Annotated in this window: 20 protein-coding genes; 12 read left to right on the forward strand and 8 right to left on the reverse strand. The window is 73.2% G+C overall.

Annotated elements, in window-relative coordinates; translation table 11 throughout:
• Window positions 1–4: 4 nt before the first annotated feature.
• Window positions 5–1,075 (reverse strand): ATP-dependent DNA ligase, encoded by a 1,071-nt coding sequence (locus tag ACJ9NR_RS31990; protein WP_412491217.1) that lies wholly within the window; start codon window positions 1,073–1,075, stop codon window positions 5–7.
• Window positions 1,076–1,149: 74 nt separating this feature from the next.
• Between ACJ9NR_RS31990 and ligD the strand changes: the two genes are divergently transcribed.
• Both ligD and ACJ9NR_RS32000 read left to right on the forward strand, forming a co-directional pair.
• Window positions 1,150–2,211 (forward strand): non-homologous end-joining DNA ligase, encoded by a 1,062-nt coding sequence (ligD, locus tag ACJ9NR_RS31995; protein ID WP_412491216.1) that lies wholly within the window; start codon window positions 1,150–1,152, stop codon window positions 2,209–2,211.
• Between the two features lie 183 nt (window positions 2,212–2,394).
• Window positions 2,395–3,432, forward strand: a complete 1,038-nt coding sequence (locus tag ACJ9NR_RS32000; RefSeq protein ID WP_412491214.1) for a LacI family DNA-binding transcriptional regulator — start codon at window positions 2,395–2,397, stop codon at window positions 3,430–3,432.
• 67 nt (window positions 3,433–3,499) lie between these two features.
• Here ACJ9NR_RS32000 and ACJ9NR_RS32005 read toward each other — a convergent pair whose 3' ends face one another.
• On the reverse strand, window positions 3,500–4,285 hold the full coding sequence (locus ACJ9NR_RS32005; protein WP_412491860.1) for a VOC family protein: 786 nt from the start codon (window positions 4,283–4,285) through the stop codon (window positions 3,500–3,502).
• A gap of 219 nt (window positions 4,286–4,504) precedes the next feature.
• Between ACJ9NR_RS32005 and ACJ9NR_RS32010 the strand changes: the two genes are divergently transcribed.
• Complete coding sequence (locus tag ACJ9NR_RS32010) at window positions 4,505–4,750, forward strand: WhiB family transcriptional regulator (protein WP_412491213.1); 246 nt, start codon at window positions 4,505–4,507, stop codon at window positions 4,748–4,750.
• A gap of 213 nt (window positions 4,751–4,963) precedes the next feature.
• Here ACJ9NR_RS32010 and ACJ9NR_RS32015 read toward each other — a convergent pair whose 3' ends face one another.
• The 3 genes from ACJ9NR_RS32015 to ACJ9NR_RS32025 all read right to left on the reverse strand — a co-directional run bounded on the left by ACJ9NR_RS32015 (window position 4,964) and on the right by ACJ9NR_RS32025 (window position 8,681).
• Window positions 4,964–5,938, reverse strand: coding sequence for an acyl-ACP desaturase (locus tag ACJ9NR_RS32015; protein ID WP_412491212.1), 975 nt, complete (start codon window positions 5,936–5,938; stop codon window positions 4,964–4,966).
• 213 nt (window positions 5,939–6,151) lie between these two features.
• Window positions 6,152–6,928, reverse strand: a complete 777-nt coding sequence (gene ddaH / locus ACJ9NR_RS32020) for a dimethylargininase (protein WP_412491211.1) — start codon at window positions 6,926–6,928, stop codon at window positions 6,152–6,154.
• A gap of 139 nt (window positions 6,929–7,067) precedes the next feature.
• On the reverse strand, window positions 7,068–8,681 hold the full coding sequence (locus ACJ9NR_RS32025; protein ID WP_412491209.1) for an ABC-F family ATP-binding cassette domain-containing protein: 1,614 nt from the start codon (window positions 8,679–8,681) through the stop codon (window positions 7,068–7,070).
• A gap of 332 nt (window positions 8,682–9,013) precedes the next feature.
• Between ACJ9NR_RS32025 and ACJ9NR_RS32030 the strand changes: the two genes are divergently transcribed.
• The gene (locus ACJ9NR_RS32030; RefSeq protein ID WP_412491207.1) at window positions 9,014–9,622 is read left to right on the forward strand and encodes a GOLPH3/VPS74 family protein; all 609 of its coding nucleotides are present in this window, start codon (window positions 9,014–9,016) and stop codon (window positions 9,620–9,622) included.
• 622 nt (window positions 9,623–10,244) lie between these two features.
• Here ACJ9NR_RS32030 and ssgD read toward each other — a convergent pair.
• On the reverse strand, window positions 10,245–10,661 hold the full coding sequence (gene ssgD, locus ACJ9NR_RS32035) for a spore wall synthesis regulator SsgD (RefSeq protein WP_412491205.1): 417 nt from the start codon (window positions 10,659–10,661) through the stop codon (window positions 10,245–10,247).
• 290 nt (window positions 10,662–10,951) lie between these two features.
• On the opposite strand from ssgD, the gene ACJ9NR_RS32040 reads away from it, so the two are divergent.
• Both ACJ9NR_RS32040 and ACJ9NR_RS32045 read left to right on the forward strand, forming a co-directional pair.
• Complete coding sequence (locus tag ACJ9NR_RS32040) at window positions 10,952–12,082, forward strand: WD40/YVTN/BNR-like repeat-containing protein (RefSeq protein ID WP_412491203.1); 1,131 nt, start codon at window positions 10,952–10,954, stop codon at window positions 12,080–12,082.
• Between the two features lie 64 nt (window positions 12,083–12,146).
• Window positions 12,147–12,485, forward strand: a complete 339-nt coding sequence (locus ACJ9NR_RS32045; protein WP_412491202.1) for a plasmid stabilization protein — start codon at window positions 12,147–12,149, stop codon at window positions 12,483–12,485.
• 10 nt (window positions 12,486–12,495) lie between these two features.
• On the opposite strand, the gene ACJ9NR_RS32050 is transcribed toward ACJ9NR_RS32045, so the two are convergent.
• Window positions 12,496–12,792: a YciI family protein gene (locus ACJ9NR_RS32050; RefSeq protein WP_412491859.1), complete on the reverse strand. Its 297-nt coding sequence runs from the start codon at window positions 12,790–12,792 to the stop codon at window positions 12,496–12,498.
• Window positions 12,793–12,841: 49 nt separating this feature from the next.
• Here ACJ9NR_RS32050 and ACJ9NR_RS32055 point away from each other — a divergent pair, with 49 nt between their 5' ends.
• Together ACJ9NR_RS32055 and mmpA are read left to right on the forward strand one after the other, a co-directional pair.
• Window positions 12,842–13,564 (forward strand): endonuclease V, encoded by a 723-nt coding sequence (locus ACJ9NR_RS32055; protein ID WP_412491201.1) that lies wholly within the window; start codon window positions 12,842–12,844, stop codon window positions 13,562–13,564.
• A 198-nt stretch (window positions 13,565–13,762) separates the two neighbouring features.
• Entirely contained in the window at window positions 13,763–13,909 is a 147-nt protein-coding gene (gene mmpA, locus ACJ9NR_RS32060) for a morphogenic membrane protein MmpA (RefSeq protein ID WP_412491200.1), read from the forward strand.
• Between the two features lie 36 nt (window positions 13,910–13,945).
• Here mmpA and ACJ9NR_RS32065 read toward each other — a convergent pair whose 3' ends face one another.
• Window positions 13,946–15,124, reverse strand: coding sequence for a saccharopine dehydrogenase family protein (locus ACJ9NR_RS32065; RefSeq protein ID WP_412491199.1), 1,179 nt, complete (start codon window positions 15,122–15,124; stop codon window positions 13,946–13,948).
• Window positions 15,125–15,306: 182 nt separating this feature from the next.
• Between ACJ9NR_RS32065 and ACJ9NR_RS32070 the strand changes: the two genes are divergently transcribed.
• Genes ACJ9NR_RS32070 through ACJ9NR_RS32085 form a run of 4 tightly spaced genes read left to right on the forward strand, consistent with a single transcriptional unit; the run spans window position 15,307 to window position 21,100 of the window.
• Entirely contained in the window at window positions 15,307–16,464 is a 1,158-nt protein-coding gene (locus ACJ9NR_RS32070; protein WP_412491198.1) for a CaiB/BaiF CoA transferase family protein, read from the forward strand.
• Window positions 16,461–17,612, forward strand: coding sequence for an acyl-CoA dehydrogenase family protein (locus tag ACJ9NR_RS32075; protein ID WP_412491197.1), 1,152 nt, complete (start codon window positions 16,461–16,463; stop codon window positions 17,610–17,612). The genes ACJ9NR_RS32070 and ACJ9NR_RS32075 overlap by 4 nt, the downstream gene beginning before the upstream one ends.
• A 42-nt stretch (window positions 17,613–17,654) precedes the next feature.
• The gene (locus ACJ9NR_RS32080; RefSeq protein WP_412491196.1) at window positions 17,655–18,869 is read left to right on the forward strand and encodes an acetyl-CoA C-acetyltransferase; all 1,215 of its coding nucleotides are present in this window, start codon (window positions 17,655–17,657) and stop codon (window positions 18,867–18,869) included.
• Between the two features lie 41 nt (window positions 18,870–18,910).
• Window positions 18,911–21,100, forward strand: coding sequence for a 3-hydroxyacyl-CoA dehydrogenase NAD-binding domain-containing protein (locus tag ACJ9NR_RS32085; protein WP_412491194.1), 2,190 nt, complete (start codon window positions 18,911–18,913; stop codon window positions 21,098–21,100).
• The last annotated feature ends 510 nt before the right edge of the window (window positions 21,101–21,610 follow it).

The following is a 21,610-nucleotide window of genomic DNA, read 5'->3' on the forward strand; positions in this document are numbered from 1 at the left end:
GCGGTCAGCCGGGGGAGCGCAGGATCTCGTCCAGGTCGTAGCGCACCGGCTCCTCCAGCTGCGCGTAGGTGCAGCTCTCCGGGGTCCGGTCCGGGCGCCAGCGGCGGAAGCGGGCCGTGTGCCGGAAGCGCGCGCCGTTCTCCATGTGGTCGTAGGCCACCTCGGCCACCCGTTCCGGCCGCAGCGGCACCCAGGACAGGTCCTTCCTGCCCGACCAGCGGCTCGGCGCGCCGGGCAGCCGGGCCGACTCGTGCGCCGCCTCGTCGGCCCAGGCCGCCCAGGGGTGGTCCGCGGTGTCCTCCATCCGCAGCGGCTCCAGCTCCTCGACGAGCTCCGCGCGCCGCTTCATGGCGAAGGCGGCGGACACGCCGACGTGCTGGAGGCGGCCCCGGTCGTCGTAGAGGCCGAGCAGCAGGGAGCCGACGACGGGGCCGCTCTTGTGGAAGCGGTAGCCCGCGACCACGACGTCGGCCGTGCGCTCGTGCTTGATCTTGAACATGGCGCGCTGGTCCGGGTGGTAGCGCAGGGTGAGCGGCTTGGCGACGACACCGTCGAGGCCGGCGCCCTCGTACCGCGCGAACCAGTCCCGCGCGACGTCGATGTCGGTCGTCGCCGGCGCCAGGTGGACGGGAGCGGTGACGCCCCGCAGCGCCCGCTCCAGCAGCGCCCGCCGGTCGGTGAGCGCCGCCTCCAGCAGGGACTCGTCGGCCAGGGCCAGCAGGTCGAAGGCGACGAAGGACGCCGGAGTCCGCTCGGCGAGCGTCCGCACCCGGGAGTCGGCGGGGTGGATGCGCTCGGTGAGCGCGTCGAAGTCGAGCCGTCCCTCCCGGGCGATCACGATCTCCCCGTCCACAACGCACCGCTCGGGCACCCGCTCCTTCAGCGCGGCCACCAGTTCCGGGAAGTACCTGGTCAGGGTCTTGCCGGTCCGGCTGCCGAGTTCCAGCTGGTCACCGTCGCGGAACACGATCGCCCGGAAGCCGTCCCACTTCGCCTCGTACTGCATGCCCGGGGGGATGCTCGCCACCGGCTTGGCGAGCATCGGTTTCACGGGCGGCATCACCGGAAGATCCATGGCCCCGATTCTGCTCGCATACGTCATGTCTCGCCCGGTATGCGAGGTTCATGGGGGGCGCCTACCGTGGCCGCATGGGTGCAGCGGTGGAACTTCAGGCGGGCGGCCGCACGGTCCGGCTGTCCAGTCCGGACAAGGTCTTCTTTCCCGAGCGCGGCTTCACCAAGCTGGACCTCGCCCGCTACTACATCGCGGTCGGCCCCGGCATCCTGCGCGCCCTGCGCGACCGGCCCACCACCCTCGAGCGCTACCCGGAAGGGGTGACCGGCGAGTCCTTCTTCCAGAAGCGGGCGCCCAAGAGCATGCCCGACTGGATCCCGACCGCCCACATCACCTTCCCCAGCGGCCGCAGCGCCGACGAGATGTGCCCCACCGAGGAGGCGGCCGTGCTGTGGGCCGCCCAGTACGGCACGCTCACCTTCCACCCCTGGCCGGTGCGCCGCGACGACGTGGACCGTCCCGACGAACTGCGCGTCGACCTCGACCCGCAGCCCGGCACCGACTACGACGACGCCGTCCGCGCCGCCCACGAACTGCGCGCCGTGCTCGACGAGTTCGGCGGCCTGCGCGGCTTCCCCAAGACCTCGGGCGGCCGCGGCCTGCACGTCTACGTGCCGATCGAGCCGCGCTGGAGCTTCACCCAGGTCCGGCGTGCCGCCATCGCGGCCGGCAGGGAGCTGGAGCGGCGGATGCCCGAGCGGGTGACCACCAAGTGGTGGAAGGAGGAGCGGGGGGAGCGCATCTTCGTCGACTACAACCAGACGGCGCGTGACCGCACCATCGCCTCCGCCTATTCCGTACGCCCCCGCCCGCACGCCCCCGTCTCCGCGCCGCTGCGCTGGGAGGAGGTCGGCGTCGCCCACCCGCGGGACTTCGACCTCGCGACCATGCCGGCGCGCTTCGCCGAACTCGGCGACGTGCACGCGGACATGGACGACCACCGCTTCTCGCTGGAGGCCCTGCTCGAACTCGCCCGCCGGGACGAGCACGACCACGGGCTGGGTGATCTGCCCTACCCGCCGGAGTACCCCAAGATGCCCGGGGAGCCCAGGCGGGTGCAGCCGAGCCGGGCGAAGAAGGCGCCCCCCGCCCGGAGCGCGGCGACGCCGCCGCCCGCAGAACCGACGACTCCGTGATCCGGGCGCCCCGGTGGGAGGAATCATGTCCGCCGCGCTGCCGCGCGCGGGCCCCGCGGCACCGCACGACCCCGTGCCCGTGCCGGAGGGGACCGGACCGTCCGTGGCGGCCGTGTGAGCGCTCTGACCTCCCCGCCCGCCCGGAGTTATCCTGATCGGCACCCGCCGATGAGGAGCTTCGAAGTGACCGACACAGCGCCGCGGCCCACGCTGGAGGCCGTGGCCGCCCGGGCCGGAGTGTCCCGGGCGACCGTCTCCCGGGTGGTGAACGGTGGCGACGGGGTGCGCGAACGCCTCGTCGAGCGAGTGCGGCAGGCCGTGGAGGAACTCGGGTACGTGCCGAACCAGGCGGCCCGCAGCCTGGTGACGCGGCGCCACGACGCCGTCGCCGTCGTCATCGCCGAACCGGAGACCCGGGTCTTCGCCGACCCCTTCTTCGCCCTGCAGCTGCGCGGCATCAGCAAGGAGCTGACCGCCCACGACAACCAGCTCGTGCTGCTGCTCACCGAGGGGCGCGACGACCATGTCCGGGTCGGCCGCTACCTCGCGGGAGGCCATGTCGACGGCGCGCTCGTCTTCTCCCTGCACCTCGACGACCCGCTGCCCGGACTGATCCAGCACGCCGGTGTGCCGACCGTGTTCGGCGGGCGGCCGGGCTGGAGCGACGGCCGCGGCGACGTGGTGTACGTCGACTGCGACAACCGCGCCGGGGCGTGCGAGGCGGTCCGGCACCTGGTCGGCCTCGGGCGCACGCGGATCGCGCACATCACCGGGCCGCTCGACCAGACCTCGGCGGCGGACCGGCTCGACGGCTTCCGGGACGCCCGGTCCGACGCCGACCCGCGGCTGATCGTCGAGAGCGACTTCACCCACGCGGGCGGGGAGCGGGCGATGCGCCGGCTCCTGGAGCACCGGCCCGATCTGGACGCCGTGTTCGCCGCCAACGACCTCACCGCCGCCGGCGCCCTGCGCGTGCTGCGCGAGCACGGTCGGCGGGTGCCCGAGGACGTGGCCGTCATCGGGTTCGACGACATGGTGCCGGTGGCCGAGCAGAGCGATCCGCCGCTGACGACGGTCCGTCAGGACATCGAGGGGATGGGGCGCTTGATGGCCCGGCTGCTGCTGCGCCGGCTCGGGCAACGGGCGGAGGGCGAGGGCCGGGCGGACGCACCGTCCAGCGTGGTGCTGCCCACCACGCTGGTACGGCGCGCCTCGGCCTAGGCGTTCTGTCCGGGGAGGTTGTGGACGGTCGTGCGGCCGCCGCCCCCTGGGGGCACTGCCGGACCCCTCAACTCTGCGGTGGGGCGCTCTTGATCACGGCGAAGCGGGCGCCGTAGGGGTCGGAGAGCTTGGCGACGCGGCCCACACCCTCGATGTCGGTGGCGGGGGCGCGGACGCCGCCGCCCAGCTCCCGAGCCAGGGCGACCGCGGCGTCCGTGTCGGCGACCTCGAAGTACGGCAGCCAGTAGGCGCTCTCCTCGGTGGGGTCGTCGGCGAGGTCGACGATGCCGCCGAACATGGCGTCCTCCCCGGCACCGGCGGGGTTGACGCAGGTGTACGTGCCGCCGGGGAAGGGCACCGCGGAGGTCTCCAGGCCGAGGGTCTCGTGGTAGAACCAGGCGGCCTGGGCCATGTCGAGGGTGTAGAGCTCGACCCAGCACAGGGCACCGGTCTCGTTGGCCTTGTCGACGCCCTTGGTCAGGCCCGGCTGCCAGATGCCGAACGGCACACCCGCCTTGTCGCCGAGGACCGCCATGTGGCCCTTGCCCATCACGTCCATGGGCGGCACGAGCACCTTGCCGTGCGCCCGCTCCGCCGCCTTCGCGGTGGCCTCGGCGTCGGGACTCTGGAAGTAGACGGTCCAGGAGGGCGGGCCCTGCTCGGGCGTGGTCTGCATGCCGCCGGCCACGGTCTCGCCGTCCAGCTGGAAGAAGCCGTAACCGCCGGCGTCCGGTCCCGCCGACCGGAACTCCCAGCCGAAGAGGCCGCCGTAGAAGGTGATGGCGCCGTCGATGTCGGAGGTGCCGACGTCGAGCCAGTTCGGAGCGCCGTTGACGAAACGGGTGGTGAGCATCATCGCCCTCCTCGGAAGGGTCCCGTTGGCTGCACTGCCGAGTCTTGCACCCGCCACCGACAACCGCTGCCGGAGTGCCGCACGGACCGGACGCGTCCCGCGCGCCGCCGTGCGCCGCCAGGTGCGGGCACGGCACCATCGGAGGGGCCCGGCGGCCTCGGCCGGAGGCGTTGAGCGGACGTTGATCGGATGTTTTTCGCCGCCCGGCACGCTCTGGTCATGCACATCGACATGACCCCGACGGACCTCGCCTGGCAGGCCGAGGCGCTGTGCGCGCAGACCGGGGCCGACTTCTTCTTCCCCGAGCCGGGCAGTTCGGTGCGTGAGGCCAAGCGTATCTGCGGCCTGTGCGAGACGCGGCCCCGCTGCCTCGAGTACGCCCTGCGCAACGACGAGCGCTTCGGTGTCTGGGGCGGCCTGTCGGAGAAGGAGCGGCTGGAGCTCAGGCGGCGCGAGAACCGGTGAACGGCGCGGGCCCGGGGCGTGGCGGGGATTTGGGGCGCCCTGGGGGACCTGGGGCGCGGTGGGGACTCGTGTCGCGGTCACGCGCCCGTGTCGCGGTGGGGGTCCGGGACGGCGGTGAGGAGACCGGCCGCGTCCGTTCCGCCGGCGCCGTCCGCGCGTGTGTGTGCGGGCGGGCGGCGCCCCGCCCGCACCGGCACCGCGGACCCGGTGCGCTCAGGCCCCGGCCCGGGCCGCCATCCGTGCCTTGCGCGCGGCGAGCTTCTCGTCGAACTTCAGGGCCTCCGCGTCGAGGCCGCCCATGTAGAGGCCGAGTTCCTCCTGCGCCTGGCGGCCCTCGGGGCCGAGGCCGTCGATCTCCATGACCTTCAGGAAGCGGAGGACCGGCTGGAGGACGTCGTCGTGGTGGATGCGGAGGTTGTAGACCTCGCCGATGGCCATCTGGGCCGCCGCGCGCTCGAAGCCGGGGATGCCGTGACCGGGCATGCGGAAGTCGACCACGACGTCGCGGACCGCCTGCATGGTGAGGTCGGGGGCGAGCTCGAAGGCGGACTTCAGAAGGTTGCGGTAGAAGACCATGTGCAGGTTCTCGTCGGTCGCGATGCGCGCCAGCATCCGGTCGCAGACCGGGTCCCCCGACTGGTGGCCGGTGTTGCGGTGCGAGATGCGGGTCGCGAGCTCCTGGAAGGCGACGTAGGCGATCGAGTGCAGCATCGAGTGGCGGTTGTCCGACTCGAAGCCCTCGCTCATGTGGGCCATCCGGAACTGTTCGAGCTGGTCCGGGTCCACCGCGCGCGAGGCGAGCAGGTAGTCGCGCATCACGATGCCGTGCCGGCCCTCCTCTGCGGTCCAGCGGTGCACCCAGGTGCCCCAGGCGCCGTCGCGGCCGAAGAGCGAGGCGATCTCGTGGTGATAGCTGGGGAGGTTGTCCTCCGTCAGCAGGTTCACCACGAGCGCGGTGCGGCCGATGTCCGTGACCTTGGACTGCTCCTTGCCCCAGGCCTCGCCGTCCTCGAAGAGACCGGGGAAGTTGCGGGCGTCCGACCACGGCACGTACTCGTGCGGCATCCAGTCCTTGGCGACCTTCAGGTGCCGGTCGAGTTCCCTCTCGACCACTTCCTCCAGGGCGTACAACAGCCGGGCGTCGGTCCAGACGGCGGGACTGCCGAGGTGCGGGGAAGTGATCGTCACGGGAACTCCAGGGGGACGCGACAACAGGGTCGGACCGGCGAGCGGTGCCGGAACCTACGGGATCGTAGGCTACGAAACCGTAGGTTACGAAGCCGTAGGTTAAGGGTGCTGTAAAGATCCCTGATCAGGCGGGCTGCCCAAGGCTTCCGAGGTCATGTCAAAAAGCCCGGGGACCCGCAGGTCCGGGCGCCGTGAGGGTGGGCGCGTCACTCGTCAGGCGTACAGGTCCCGCAGGCGGACCGAGAGGCATGTCACACAGCCTTCGAGTTTCTCGAACTCGCTGATGTCCACCAGGACGGGCTCGAAGCCGAGATCGGCGAGCAGTTCGGCGGACTTCGGGGCGCTCGCCGCCATCAGCAGCTTCTCGCCGCCCAGCAGCACCACGTGGGCGCCGCTGTCCTCGGGCACCGACAAGAAGCGCGGGAACAGCGACGGCCGGTCCACGTTGGGGATGTGCCCGATGACGGTTCCGTCGGGCAGCGCGGTGACCGCCGACTTCAGGTGCAGGGCCTTGCTCACGGGGACGGCGACGACCCGTGCCCCCAGCGGCTCGAAGACGGCCCGCAGCTGCTGGACGCCCGCCGCGTTGGTGCGCCCGCCCCGGCCGACGTAGAGGGTGTCGTCGATCTTCAGCACGTCGCCGCCGTCCAGGGTGCCCGGCTCCCAGATCCAGTTCACCGAGCAGCCCAGGCGGGCCACCGCCTCCTCGACCCCGGTCGTCTCCTCCCGCCGGGAGTCGGCGCCGGGCCGGGCGATCAGCGCGACGTTCCGGAACATGACGACGGTGTCCTCCACGAACACCGAGTCGGGGCAGTCGTCCTCCGGGTCGACCTCGACGGTCTGCCAGCCGTGCGCCTGCAGCGCCTGCACGTAGGCCTCCCACTGCTCCACCGCGAGGTCGGCGTCGACCTTCTCCCGCTCGATGTGCGTGACCAGACCTTCGGCGAGACGCGGGCTGGGGCGGCGGACGAGGGCCTTCTTGCTGGGCACGACGGGACTCCGTAACGGCGGGACTGTGGACCGGGCCCCTTGGTGAGGGGCCCGGTCCGCCATCATGCAGCCCGGATGTGTGCGGGCAAAACCCCCGTTGCCAGGATGTGCCCCTCCTGAGACGCGCTCCCGGAACGCGTCATCCGGCCTCCCGCGGCGCGGTCTCCCGCAACTCGCCGTCCAGCAGCAGCCACCGGGTGATCCCGAGCGACTCCAGGAACGGCAGGTCGTGACTGGCCACGATCAGTGCTCCCTCGTACGACTCCAGCGCCGATGTCAGCTGCCGGACGCTCGCCATGTCGAGGTTGTTCGTCGGCTCGTCGAGCAGCAGCAGCTGCGGGGCCGGCTCGGCCAGCATCAGGGCGGCCAGGGCGGCCCTGAAGCGCTCGCCGCCGGACAGCGTCGCCGCCTTCTGGTCGGCGCGGGCGCCGCGGAACAGGAAGCGGGCCAGGCGCGCCCGGATCCGGTTGTTGGTGGCGCCCGGCGCGAACCGGGCCACGTTCTCGGCGACGGACAGCTCGCCGTCGAGCACGTCGAGCCGCTGCGGCAGGAAACGGAGCGGCACGTGCGCGTGGGCCTCGCCGGCGACCGGCGCGAGCTCACCGGCGATCGTCCGCAGCAGCGTGGTCTTGCCCGCGCCGTTGCGGCCGGTCAGCGCGATCCGCTCGGGACCGCGGACGTCCAGCCCGCCGGCCACGCGCGTGCCGTGGGCCAGCTCCAGCTCCCGCAGGGTGAGCACCTCACGGCCCGGCGGTACGGCCGTGAACGGCAGGTCCACGCGGATCTCGTCGTCCTCCCGTACGGCGTCCGCCGCCTCGTCGAGCCGTTCCCTGGCCTCGGTGAGCCGTTCCTCGTGCAGGATGCGGTGCTTGCCCGCGGACTCCTGCGCCGCGCGCTTGCGCGCCCCCATGACGATCTTCGGTTCGCGCTTCTGGTCCCACATCTTCTGTCCGTAGCGCCTGCGGCGGGCCAGCTTGACCTGGGCGTCGACCAGCTCCCGCTTCTGTTTGCGGTAGTCGGCCTCGGCGACCCGCATCATGCGTTCGGCCGCCTCCTGCTCGGTGGCGAGGGCCTCCTCGTAGGCGGAGAAGTTGCCGCCGTACCAGGTGACCTCCCCCGACCGCAGATCGGCGATCTGGTCGACGAGTTCCAGCAGTTCGCGGTCGTGGCTGACCACGACCATCACCCCCGGCCAGGCGGACACGGCCGCGTACAGCCGTCTGCGCGCGTACAGGTCGAGGTTGTTGGTCGGTTCGTCCAGGAGCAGGACGTCCGGGCGGCCGAGCAGCAGGGCCGCCAGCCGCAGCAGCACCGACTCACCGCCCGAGACCTCGCCGATGGTGCGGTCCAGCCCGATGTGGTCGAGCCCGAGTTCGCCGAGGGTGGCGAGGGCCCGTTCCTCCACGTCCCAGTCGTCACCGACCGTCTCGAAGTGCTCCTCGGACGCGTCGCCCGCCTCGATGGCGTGCAGCGCGGCCCGCTGTGCGGCGATGCCGAGGGCCTCGTCGACGCGCAGGTGGGTGTCGAGCGTGACGTTCTGCGGCAGGTGGCCGATCTCGCCCGCGACGCGGACGAGGCCGTCCGCCGGGGCGAGTTCACCGGCGATCAGTTTCAGCAGGGTCGACTTGCCGGAGCCGTTGACCCCGACGAGCCCGGTCCGGCCGGCGCCGAAGGAGACGTCGAGGCCCTCGAAGACGGACGTGCCGTCGGGCCAGGCGAAGGAGAGGGACGTACACGTGATGGAAGCTGACATGCGTGCCTCGCGGTTGCTCGATGCGGTCAGGGGCAAACGCGTATCGAGACACCGCGCAACCCACGGCCGGAGAGGGGGACCCGGGGCAGGAAGCCTCAGGGAACGGCCCGGGGCACGAGAAAGCCCTGCTCCGTCGGGACGGCTCGACAGCCGAGGTCGCACGCGGCGCACACACCTGTGGTGTGTCACGCGGTGTCTCAGGACCTCAGAGGAGCAACGTCCTTCTCCGATCGACGGCAACAGAACCGCTGCACACCGTAGGAGGGCGCCGCGAAGGCTGTCAACGCGTTTACGACCTACCGTGAATCCCGTCGCCGCACCAAGGAGACCTCGTGCCCCACGGTTCGCTCACGCTCCCGGCCCGGCTCTGCCTGCTCGCCTGGGATCCCACCGGGACCGAGTCGGTGACCGCGCGTCTGGTGCGGGCCGGCGCCCTGACCGAGCTGGTCCGCCGCGGCCTGCTCACCGACGAGGACGGCATCGCGACCCCGGCCGACCTCGACACCCTCACCGGGGACCCGGTCCTCGACGGCCTGCTGGAGCTGGTCCGCGAGTCCCTGCCGCACCGGTGGCGGGGCTGGGTGGGCCTGCACGCGCGCGTGACGGCGGACGCGGTGCGGGAGCAGCTGACCGCCGGCGGGTGGCTGCGCGCGGAGAAGAAGCGGGTTCTCGGTGTCTTCCCGAGCGTGGAGCACGTACTGGAGCGCGCGGACGCCGTGGGCGTGCTGCGGCAGGAGGCGCGCGGAGCCCTGGCCGGGAGCGGGGAGGTCTCCGGGCGGGAGGCCGCGGCGGCGGCCCTCGCGGCCGCCGCCGGGGTGCCCGGCCTGGGCCCGGACGGCGATCGCGAGCGGTTCCAGGAGCGCGTCGGGGAACTCGTCGAGCGCAGCGGGGTGAGCGGAGTCCTCGGCGAACTGTGCACGGCCCTGACGCCGGCGCCGTGACGTCAGCGGGGGCCGCCGAGCGGTCACGCTCGGCGCGGCCGGGCGACCGAGCGGCCGGGCGACCGAGCGGCCGGGCGACCGAGCGGCCGGGCGACCGTGCGGCCGGGCGACCGTGCGGCCAGTCGACTGCGCGGCCAGTCGACTGCGCGGCCAGGCGACCGTGCGGCCAGTCGACTGCGCGGCCAGGCGATCGCGCGGCCAGTCGACTGCGCGGACAGGCGACCGCGCGGCCAGTCGACCGCGCGGACAGGTCGCACGGTGGCCTGGGTCCGGCGCGGCGCGGGGAGTCGCCGCCGGGCGTGGGGTGTGCCTCGTCGGTGGGCGTGGGGTGTGTGGCTCGTTGACGGGCGGGCAGGCCCGCGGTGGGGCTGACGCGGCGACGGGTGACGCCCTCAGAGGCGTGGTCCCGCGGGTCAGGGTGATCGCGGCAGCCGTGTGGTGTACCCGGCAGGGGCGGCCGGTGGGGGCGGGGCGGCCGACGGGGGAGCGTGCGGCCGCGTGGGCGCGGGGGGCGGGCGGCCCGCGAGGAGGCGGGGCCGCGGGGGACGTACCCGCCGGGGTCCCTCAGCCGTGAGCCCTGTCACCGTCCACAACCTCCGTGGACAGAACATCTAGGCCAGGTCTAGGCCGCGTCGCGCATCAGTTCCGCGAGGTCGTGGTCCAGGTCCAGCTGGAGGTGCTCCATGCCGACGGGCACCAAGGCGTTGGTGGCGGCGAGGAAGCCGTGGATCGCGTCCGAGTGGACGTGCACGACGGCGGTGCCCTCGGGCGCGTGGAACTCCAGTACGGTGCGGTCGTAGCCGTAGGGGCGCACCCGGACGTCACCGTCCCCGGCGGGCTCCTCCAGGCCGTCCGTGAGGAGGTCACGGGAGAACGTCCAGCAGACGTCCACGCCCTCCAGGGTGGCCGGGGCGGGGAAGGTCATGCGGACGGCGAACGGATCGCGGCGGTCGTAGTGCAGCGTCGCCGGGATGCTGGGCATTCGTGGCGCGGCGGCCACGAGGCGGGCCTCCACGGGCTGCTCGATGACGGTGGACAACGCCTTGCTCCCTCGGTGACGGCTGGACGGACGGATGGACGCACGGACTGCGGGGCGGATCGGACCGTGCTCTGGTGCCGTGCGGGCCGGGCACTGCTAGAGACGCCGGAATCAGCCAATCCGTGCACCCCCATTCCGAGTGACCTCCGTCACCGCGTTCATTCACAGGAGTGACGAGGTCCACGTTGGGCGCACCGCCGGGGCCCGTGTGTCTCCGGCGGCGCTCTGGACGGTGTCCGTACCCTGGGCTAGCTTCGCCCGCCATGAGGCGCTCGGGGAGCTCGCGACGGATGAGACGTACGTTCCGGACGGTGGCCGCGGGGGTGGTGTGTTCGGCGGCGCTGGCCGCGCTGACCGCCGTACCGGCGCAGGCACAGGCAGAGGCACAGCCACAGGCAGAGGCACAACCACAGGCACCGGCACAGGCACCCGCGCAGCGGCACCGGGCACCGCACTGGGAGCCGAAGGACACCGGCGCGAGCGGCGTGCGCTTCCGGGGGCTGTCGGCCGTGGGCCGGGACACCGCCTGGGTGGCGGGAACCGGGGGCACCGTGCTGCGCACCACCGACGGGGGGTCGAGCTGGCGCGACGTCTCACCACCGGGCGCCGGCGGGCTGCAGTTCCGGGACGTCGAGGCCTTCGACGCGCGGCGGGCCGTGGTGCTGGCCATCGGCGAGGGCGAGGCGTCCCGCGTCTACCGCACCGACGACGGCGGCGCGACCTGGACCGAGTCCTTCCGCAACTCCGATGCCAGGGCCTTCTACGACTGCCTGACCTTCTTCGACCACCGCCACGGTCTCGCGGTGAGCGACCCGGTGGACGGCAGGTTCCGCATCCTGTCGACCGCCGACGGCGGCCGTTCCTGGACGGTGCTGCCCGCCGACGGCATGCCGGCCGCCCTGGACGGGGAGGCGGGCTTCGCGGCGAGCGGCCAGTGCCTGGTCGCCTCCGGCCCGTCGGACGTCTGGCTGGCCACCGGAGGCGGTGCACACGCGCGCGTGCTGCACTCCCGCGACCGAGGACGCACCTGGGCCGCCGCCGACACCCCGCTCCCGGCGGGCGACCCGGCCGAGGGCGTCTTCGCCCTCGCCTTCCGCGACCGCACCCACGGCCTCGCCGTGGGCGGCGACTACCGCCCCGGCCGGTCCTCGCCGCGGGCCGCCGCGCGCACCGCGGACGCCGGCCGCACCTGGCGGCCGTCCGCGGCGCCGCCGCCCGCCTACCGCTCCGGCGTCGCCTGGCTCCCGCACAGCCGCACCACCGCCCTCGCGGTCGGTCCCACCGGCACCGACCTGACCGCCGACGGCGGCCGCACCTGGCGGACCGTCGACACCGGCTCGTACGACACCGTCGACTGCGCACCCGGTCCGACCTGCTGGGCGGCGGGCGAGCAGGGCCGGGTGGCCCGGCTGGAACGCTGAGGTAGGGAGCCGGAAAGCGGGTACTCGTTCCCTGCCGCAAAGACGACGCAGGAAGGGAGCGATCATGCCGGCCGGTTCCAGCCCGAAGCGCGAACGTCAGTACGAGCACATCAAGAAGAGCGCACAGGACCGGGGGGAGAGCGCGGGGCGCGCCAAGGAGATCGCCTCGCGGACCGTGAACAAGGAACGTGCCCGCTCCGGCGAGTCCAGGACCGCCAGCCGCAGCTCCAAGCAGGACATGTCGTCCAGCAAGCGCGGCGGCCAGCGGTCGGGCAACCGGGTCGGCTCGCACGGCCCCACCCGGGACCAGCTCTACAACGAGGCGAGGCAGCGGGGCGTCGAAGGCCGCTCGAACATGAACAAGGACGAGCTGCGGCGCGCCCTGGACAAGAAGAAGGGCTGAGCCGCGCGGCTCAGCCGGCCGTCTGCCGGTGGTGCGCGAGTTCCGGGGACGTCTTCGTGGCGAGGAACTCCGTGATCCGGTACGCGCACACACCGGCGACGGCGAACGGGTCGCCCGCGACGACCTCCTCGATGCCGGCCCGGTCCTCGGCGACGGCCAGGATCACTCCGCCGTCGCGGGGCTCCATGCGCCCCGACGCCAGGAAGAGGCCTTTGCCGTACTGCTGGTCCAGCCACGCCACGTGGTCCGGCAGCAGCGCGTCCACGGCATCGAGCGGGGCGGTGTAGGTCAGCTCCAGTACGAACATGATCGCGAGCCTACGCCGCCCGGCCGGGCCCCGTACGCTGGTCGCCATCATGACGACCGTACGCATCCCGGCGGGCCGGCCCGCGACCGGGGAAGAGGCCCGAGCCGTCCAGGACGCGCTGCGCGAGCGCGTGGTGCTCGACGAGGCGGGGCCGCCGCCCGGCGCGGGGCGCGTGACCGGTGTCGACGTGGCCTACGACGACGAGCGGGACGTCGTCGCGGCCGCCGCGGTGGTCCTCGACGCGGCGAGCCTCGAGGTCGTCGAGGAGGCGACGGCGGTCGGCCGGATCTCCTTCCCGTACGTGCCGGGCCTGCTCGCCTTCCGCGAGATCCCCACCGTGCTCGCCGCCCTCACCGCCCTGGCGGGTCCGCCGGGGCTGGTCGTGTGCGACGGCTACGGCCTGGCCCACCCGCGCCGTTTCGGCCTCGCCAGCCACCTCGGGGTCCTGACGGACCTGCCCACGATCGGTGTCGCCAAGAACCCCTTCACCTTCGTCCACGACGAGCCGGGCGCCGCGCGCGGCAGCACGTCACCCCTGCTCGCGGGCGACGAGGAGGTCGGCCGCGCCCTTCGCACCCGGGACGCCGTCAAGCCGGTCTTCGTCTCCGTCGGCCACCGCGTCGGCCTGGACAACGCCTGCGCCCACACCCTGGCGCTGACCCCGGCCTACCGCCTCCCGGAGACCACACGCCGGGCGGACGCGCTGTGCCGCCGGGCGCTGCGGGAGGCGACGGCCGGTCACCGACCCGCGCCCCGGCGTGCCGCGTCGTAGCGGACCCCGCCTCGTCGCCGGGCGTGCTCGGCGCGCGATCCGCGATCCGCGAGCGTGCAGTGAGCGTGCGCGATCCGCCTCTAGGTGTACCGAGCGTGCGCGATCCGCGTACACGTACTGAGTGCCCGCGACCTGAGTACGTGTACTGAGTAGCCGTACGGATGTGGGTCCGGCGCGCCGGGAGCCAGGCTGTGGCGCATGACGACGCACCGCACCCCGAAGCCCCTCGCCGATCCCGGCCGTCCCGTCGAGCGTGCCGTCACGGCCGTGCTGGTCCTGGCCGTGCTGGCCGGGGTCGGCTGGATCGCCGGCATGATCTGCACCGTGGCCGGGTGGTCGCTCTAGGACGGACCCGGGTCCGCCCGGGGCCCGCTCACCGCCTCACTGACGGGCGGCGACCCGGAAGGTGATGCCGGCCCCGCGCAGCCGCCCGATCAGCGCGTCGCCCATCGCCACCGCCGTGGTCACCTGGCCCGCCGTGGGCGGAAGGTCGTCGAAGGCCAGCGACAGCGCCGACTCGGCGAACATCTTGGCCGTCTCGCCGTAGCCCGGGTCGCCGCCCGCGACCTCCGTGAACACCCGTCGCCCGCCGCCCTCGCCCACGAAGCGGACCCTGAACCAGCTCTTCGCGCGCTTCTCGGCGTCCGGGCCCTCGCCGGGCCTCAGGCGGCCGGACAGCCAGCGCCGCGCGGGCGGCAGCTGGGCCGCCGCGAACACCCCGCCGACGGCCGCGACCCCGGCCAGCGCGACGGGCAGATGGCGCACCGCCGCGTAGTGCCGGTAGCGGAAGTCGGGGCCGTAGCGCTCCAGGGCCTTCGCGGAGCGCCGCACGATCTGCGGGTCGATGGTCGGCAGGGGCAGCGCCCACGCGCCGACCTCCTTGGCGAACCGCGGCGCCCCCGTGCGGACGGCGGCCCGCCGCCCCACCAGGCGCGGCTCGTGGCGCCTGCGGTCCCGCTCGGCGGCCAGCATCGGACGCACCCGCGCGAACTGGCCGAGGGCCGAGGCGAACGTACCGCCGGAGAAGGCGGCGTCCGCCGTCACGTATCCGTCCACGGTCAGCGGTACGTCCTCGGGCAGCTGCCGGACGGTGTAGTAGGCGCCCAGGTCGTGCGGGACCGAGTCGTAGCCGCAGGCGTGCACGAGCCGGGCGCCGGTCTCACGCGCGCGTGCGTCGTGCCGTACGTAGGTGAGGTCCACGAACTCGGGCTCGCCGCACAGGTCGAGGTAGTCCGTGCCGCTGTCGGCGCAGGCGGCCACGAGGTCCTCGCCGTAGGTGATGTACGGGCCCACGGTCGTGGCCACCACGCGCGCGTGCCCGGCGAGTTCGCGCAGGCCGGCCGGATCGGACACGTCCGCCCGCAGCACGCCGACCCGCTCGCCGCCGGGCAGCCGCTCGCGCAGCCGCTCCAGCCTGCTGTTGTTGCGGCCCGCGATCGCCCAGCGCAGCCCCTCGGGCGCGTGCGCGGCGAGGTACTGCGCGGTGAGCACCCCGACGAAGCCGGTGGCTCCGAAGAGCACGATGTCGTACGGACGGTCCGCCCTGTTCAGCCTGCTCATGACACCCCTCGGTCCGCAGCACGCGCCGTTGTCGGTGGCCGAGGTTAGCGTGAGGAGACGGCGGGGCCGCCGCGGACCCCGAAAATTGGCTAAGCGCTTGCTCGCCCAGGTCTTGTGTTCAATGGAACGTGTTCTTAGCATCACTGGTGTTACATCAGTTGTGTCACAGCGCTGGGGGCTGGATGGCAACGGCACAGACGCCGCCCGGACAGGGGCCGCTCGCCGGCGTGCGCGTGGTCGAGCTGGCCGGGATCGGGCCGGGCCCGTTCGCCGCCATGCTCCTCGCCGACCTGGGCGCCGACGTGGTCCGCGTGGACCGCCCCGGCGGCACCGGACTCGCGATCGATCCCGCCTACGACGTCACCAACCGCAACAAGCGCTCGGTGATCGTCGACCTGAAGTCCGAGGAGGGCGCCGCGCGCGTCCTGGACCTCGCCGAACGCGCCGACATCCTCATCGAGGGCTACCGCCCCGGCGTCGCCGAGCGCCTCGGCGTAGGCCCGGGGGCCTGCCACGCCCGCAACCCCGGTCTCGTCTACGGCCGCATGACCGGCTGGGGCCAGGACGGCCCCCTCGCCCACCGCGCGGGCCACGACGTCGCCTACATCGCCCTCACCGGCACCCTCGGCATGATCGGCGACCCGGACCGGCCGCCGGCCGTCCCCGCCAACCTGCTCGGCGACTACGCGGGCGGCTCCCTCTACCTGGTCGTCGGCGTCCTCGCCGCCCTGCACCACGCGCGCGCGGGCGGCACCGGCCAGGTCGTGGACGCCGCGATCGTCGACGGCACCGCGCACCTCTCCGCGATGATCCACGGCATGCTCGCCGCCGGCGGCTGGCAGGACCGGCGCGGCGCCAACCTCCTGGACGGCGGCTGCCCGTACTACGGCACCTACGAGACGGCCGACGGCAGGTACATGGCGGTCGGGCCGCTGGAGCCGCGGTTCTACGAGGAGTTCGTGACCCTGCTGGGCATCCCCGAGCACTCCGGCGCCCGCAGGGACCGGGCCCGCTGGGGTGAGCTGCGGGCCGCGGTGGCCGCCCGCTTCAAGTCCCGCACCCAGCGGGAGTGGACGGCCCGCTTCGAGGGCTCCGACGCGTGCGTGGCGTCCGTGCTGTCGCTGAGCGAGGCCCCGCACCACCCCCACCTCGCCGCCCGCGGCACCTTCACCGACCACGGCGGCATCACCCAGCCCGCGCCGGCGCCGCGCTTCTCCGCGACCCCGACGGCCGTACGGACCGGCCCGGCGCAACCCGGCGCGGACAGCGCCGGCGTGGCCCGCGACTGGGACGTACCCGACCTCGTGCAGGACCAGGAACCCATGAAGGACCCCGGATGAAGCGGCAGATCTTCGCCCCCGAGCACGACGCGTTCCGCGAGACGGTGCGCGCCTTCCTGGCCAGGGAGGTGCTGCCGTACTACGAGCAGTGGGAGAAGGACGGCATCGTCTCCCGCGAGGCCTGGCGGGCGGCCGGCAAGCAGGGCCTGCTGGGACTCGCCGTACCCGAGGAGTACGGGGGCGGCGGCACCGCCGACTTCCGCTACAGCGCGGTCCTGGCCGAGGAGTTCACCCGCGCGGGTGCCGCCGGCCTCGCCCTGGGCCTGCACAACGACATCATCGGCCCCTATCTGACCTCGCTCGCCACCGGCGAGCAGAAGCGCCGCTGGCTGCCCGGCTTCTGCGACGGCTCGATCATCACCGCGATCGCCATGACCGAGCCCGGCGCCGGCTCCGACCTGCAGGGCATCCGCACCCACGCCGAGGACCGCGGCGACCACTGGCTGCTCAACGGCGCCAAGACGTTCATCTCCAACGGCATCCTCGCCGACCTGGTGGTCGTGGTCGCGAGGACGACCCCCGAGGGCGGCGCGCACGGGCTGTCACTGCTGGTCGTCGAGCGCGGCACGCCCGGGTTCGAACGCGGCCGCAACCTCGACAAGATCGGCCAGAAGGCGCAGGACACGGCCGAGTTGTTCTTCAACGACGTCCGGGTGCCGAAGGAGAACCTCCTCGGCACGCTCAACGGCGCGTTCGTCCACCTGATGACGAACCTCGCCCAGGAGCGGCTCAGCATCGCCGTCTCGGCGATCGCCGCCGCCGAGCACCTGCTGGAGATCACCACCGACTACGTCAAGGAGCGCGAGGCCTTCGGCCGGCCGCTCGCCACCAAGCAGCACATCCGCTTCGAGATGGCCGAGATGGCCACCGAGTGCGCCGTCACGCGCACGTTCGTCGACCGCTGCATCGAGGCTCACGGAGAAGGCGGGGCCGGCGCGCTCGACGCCGTCGACGCCTCCATGGCCAAGTGGTGGGCGACCGAGCTGCAGAAGCGGGTCGCCGACCGGTGCCTGCAACTGCACGGCGGCTACGGCTACATGACCGAGTACCCGGTCGCGCGGGCCTTCACCGACGGCCGCATCCAGACCATCTACGGCGGCACGACCGAGATCATGAAGGAGATCATCGGCCGCTCCCTGCTCGGCTGAAGCCCTCCGCCGGCCGACCCTCACCCCCCGAAAGGCTTGCCTGTGACCACCGAAGCGTACGTGTACGACGCGATCCGCACCCCGCGCGGCCGCGGCAAGGCGAACGGCGCCCTGCACGGCACGAAGCCCATCGACCTGGTCGTCGGGCTCATCCACGAACTCCGCGACCGCTTCCCCGGCCTGGACCCGGCCGCGATCGACGACGTCGTGCTCGGTGTCGTCGGCCCCGTGGGCGACCAGGGCTCCGACATCGCCCGTATCGCCGCGATCGCGGCCGGCCTGCCCGACACGGTCGCGGGCGTCCAGGAGAACCGCTTCTGTGCCTCGGGCCTGGAGGCCGTCAACATGGCCGCCGCCAAGGTCCGTTCCGGCTTCGAGGACCTCGTCCTCGCGGGCGGCGTGGAGTCCATGTCACGGGTGCCGATGGCCTCCGACGGCGGCGCCTGGTTCAACGACCCGATGACCAACCTCGCCACCGGCTTCGTGCCGCAGGGCATCGGCGCCGACCTCATCGCCACCATCGAGGGCTTCTCCCGCCGGGACGTCGACGAGTACGCGGCCCTGTCGCAGGAGCGGGCGGCCACGGCCTGGAAGGAGAACCGCTTCGAGCGCTCGGTCGTCCCGGTCAGGGACCGCAACGGCCTGGTCGTCCTCGACCACGACGAGCACCTGCGCCCCGGCACCACCGCCGACTCCCTGGCCAGGCTCAAGCCGTCCTTCGCGGACATCGGCGACCTCGGCGGCTTCGACGCCGTGGCGCTGCAGAAGTACCACTGGGTGGAGCGGATCGACCACGTCCACCACGCCGGCAACTCCTCCGGCATCGTCGACGGCTCCGCCCTGGTGGCGATCGGCACCGAGGAGGTCGGCGAGCGCTACGGCCTCACCCCGCGCGCGCGGATCGTCTCCGCGGCGGTCTCCGGCTCGGAGCCCACGATCATGCTCACCGGCCCCGCCCCCGCCACCCGCAAGGCCCTGGCCAGGGCAGGGCTGACCATCGACGACATCGACCTCGTCGAGATCAACGAGGCCTTCGCGGCGGTGGTCCTGCGTTTCGCGCGGGACATGGGCCTGTCCCTGGACAAGGTCAACGTCAACGGCGGCGCGATCGCCCTCGGCCACCCGCTCGGCGCGACCGGCGCGATGATCCTCGGCACGCTCGTCGACGAACTGGAGCGCCAGGACAAGCGCTACGGCCTCGCCACCCTCTGCGTCGGCGGCGGCATGGGCGTCGCCACGATCGTCGAGCGCGTCTGAAGACCCCAGCGGCCACCCGAGACTTCTACGGAGACCCCCTCATGACCGAGAGCACCACCATCCGCTGGGAACAGGACCGCGACGGCGTCGTCACCCTCGTCCTCGACGACCCCGGCCAGTCCGCGAACACCATGAACCAGGCGTTCCGCGACTCCCTCGCCGCCGTCACCGACCGTCTGGAGGCCGAGAAGGACTCCATCCGCGGCGTCATCCTCACCTCGGCCAAGAAGACCTTCTTCGCCGGCGGCGACCTGCGCGACCTCATCCGGGTCACCCCCGAGACCGCGCAGGACCTCTTCGACGGCGGCATGGCGATCAAGCGCAACCTGCGCCGCATCGAGACCCTGGGCAAGCCGGTCGTCGCCGCGATCAACGGCGCGGCCCTGGGCGGCGGTTACGAACTCGCCCTGGCCTGCCACCACCGCGTCGCCCTCGACGCGCCCGGCTCCAGGATCGGCTGCCCCGAGGTCACCCTGGGCCTGCTGCCCGGCGGCGGCGGAGTCGTCCGCACGGTCCGCCTGCTGGGCATCGCCGACGCCCTGCTGAAGGTCCTGCTCCAGGGCACCCAGTACAACCCGCGGCGCGCCCTCGACAACGGCCTGATCCACGAAGTCGCCGCCACCCGGGACGAGATGCTCGCCAAGGCCCGCGCCTACATCGACGCCAACCCCGAGTCGCAGCAGCCCTGGGACAAGCCGGGCCACCGCATCCCGGGCGGCACCCCCGCCAACCCCAAGTTCGCGGCCAACCTGCCCGCCTTCCCGGCCAACCTGCGCAAGCAGACGAACGGCGCCCCCTACCCGGCGCCGCGCAACATCCTCGCCGCGGCCGTCGAGGGCTCCCAGGTCGACTTCGAGACCGCACAGGTCATCGAGGCGCGCTACTTCGTCGAACTCGCCGCGGGCCAGACCTCGAAGAACATGATCCAGGCGTTCTTCTTCGACCTCCAGGCCGTCAACTCCGGCGCCAACCGCCCCCAGGGGGTCGCCTCCCGCCAGGTCCGCAAGGTCGCCGTCCTCGGCGCCGGGATGATGGGCGCGGGCATCGCCTACTCGTGCGCCCGGGCCGGCATCGAGGTCGTCCTGAAGGACGTCTCGCCGGAGGCGGCCGTCAAGGGCAAGGGCTACTCCGAGAAGCTGTGCGCCAAGGCCGTCTCCCGCGGCCGCACCACACAGGAGAAGGCGGACGCCCTGCTCGCCCGCATCACGCCGACGGCGGACCCCCAGGACGTGGCCGGCTGCGACGCCGTGATCGAGGCCGTGTTCGAGAACCCGGAGCTCAAGCACAAGGTCTTCCAGGAGATCCAGCACATCGTCGAGCCGGACGCGCTGCTGTGCTCCAACACCTCGACCCTGCCGATCACCGCGCTCGCCGAAGGCGTCGAACGCCAGGCCGACTTCATCGGCCTGCACTTCTTCTCCCCGGTCGACAAGATGCCGCTGGTCGAGATCATCAAGGGCGAGCGCACCGGCGAGGAGGCCCTCGCCCGCGCCTTCGACCTGGTCCGCCAGATCAACAAGACGCCGATCGTCGTCAACGACTCCCGCGGCTTCTTCACCTCCCGGGTGATCGGCCACTTCATCAACGAGGGTGTCGCCATGGTCGGCGAGGGCGTCGAGCCCGCGTCGGTCGAACAGGCGGCGGCGCAGGCCGGCTACCCGGCCAAGGTCCTGTCCCTGATGGACGAGTTGACCCTCACCCTCCCGCGCAAGATCCGCAACGAGTCCAGGCGGGCCGTCGAGGAGGCCGGCGGCACCTGGCAGGCCCACCCCGCCGAGGCCGTCGTCGACCGCATGGTCGACGAGTTCGACCGCCCCGGCCGCAGCGGGGGAGCGGGCTTCTACGACTACGACGACGGCAGGCGCGTGGGCCTGTGGCCCGGCCTGCGCGAGCACTTCACCAAGCCGGGCCACGAGATCCCCTTCGAGGACATGCAGGAACGCATGCTCTTCGCCGAGGCCCTCGACACGGTCAGGCTCCTCGAGGAAGGCGTCCTGACCTCCGTCGCCGACGCCAACATCGGCTCCATCCTCGGCATCGGCTTCCCCGGCTGGACGGGCGGCGTCCTCCAGTACATCAACGGTTACGAGGGCGGCTCCGGTACGGGGACCGGCCTGCCCGCTTTCGTGGCCCGCGCGCGCGAGCTGGCCACCCGCTACGGCGATCGCTTCACGCCCCCGGCGCTGCTGGTGGAGAAGGCGGAGAAGGGGGAGCGCTTCACGGACGCCTGACGCCTGACGGCGCTTCAGGGACGCCTGACGGGCGCTCCCGGGTGCTTCCCGGTGCCGCCCGGCGGTCCGGCCCGTCCCGCGCCCGGAGGACGAGCCGTCCGGGCGGAACGGCGCCCCGAGGGGGCAGGCCGACGCCGCTCGGGCGGCGCGCCCTTGGAAGGCGCCCCTGGACGAGCGGAACCGCCGGCGGCGGGCCCGGGCCGCCGGGCGGCAAGGCGCCCCTCCTCCCAGGCCCACCGGCCCCGCTTCCCGGCCCACCGTCCTACCGGCCCCCAGAGCCCCATGGGCCGCCTCTGAGCTCTGTGGGCCCCCGAACCCTGTAGGTCACCCCCGAACCCTGTGGGTCACCACCCCACACGCACACCGTCGTCGTGCCCTCCCCGAGCCCGGCCACCCGGTGGTCGCCGTTCCCGCCGACCGAACGCGCCGTGAGCACGAGGGAACTGACACGGCCACCGCCGACCGGCGCGTCCCGCGGCCTCCGAGCGTCTCCGAAGGGGCCCGGCAGGT

Source organism: Streptomyces sediminimaris, assembly GCF_047049295.1.
Lineage (GTDB): Bacteria > Actinomycetota > Actinomycetes > Streptomycetales > Streptomycetaceae > Streptomyces > Streptomyces sediminimaris.